The organism is Citrobacter sp. TBCS-14, from assembly GCF_005280805.1.
GTDB lineage: Bacteria > Pseudomonadota > Gammaproteobacteria > Enterobacterales > Enterobacteriaceae > Citrobacter > Citrobacter gillenii.
This window is the reverse complement of record NZ_SZWM01000157.1, coordinates 317-563: the sequence shown is the minus strand read 5'-3', so window position 1 is coordinate 563 and position 247 is coordinate 317. Positions and strand designations below refer to the sequence as shown.

The following is a 247-nucleotide window of genomic DNA, read 5'->3' as shown; positions in this document are numbered from 1 at the left end:
GTGGATTCTGTACGTTGTGCCAGATGCTGGTTCCCGGCCGTCAGTTCACGACTGCCAATATCAATTTGCGAGCTGGCATCGCGTACGCGTTGTACTGAGTCGCCCAGCGCATGGCGCATGTTATCCATTGCCGCGTTCAGGCGGTTGAATTCGGCGCTGGCCGATAACGCGCTAACAGGCGACAAATCCCCCGTCGCCAGGCGTTCCAGTTGTTCCACTATGCTATCCAGCGGCTTGAGAAACTTAT

1 protein-coding gene is annotated in these 247 nt (G+C 56.3%); it reads right to left on the bottom strand.

All coding sequences use genetic code 11. The features are described 5' to 3' along the window. A partial coding sequence (locus tag FDX22_RS30860) for a HAMP domain-containing protein (protein ID WP_255432726.1) occupies positions 1 to 247 on the bottom strand: 247 nt, incomplete at both ends.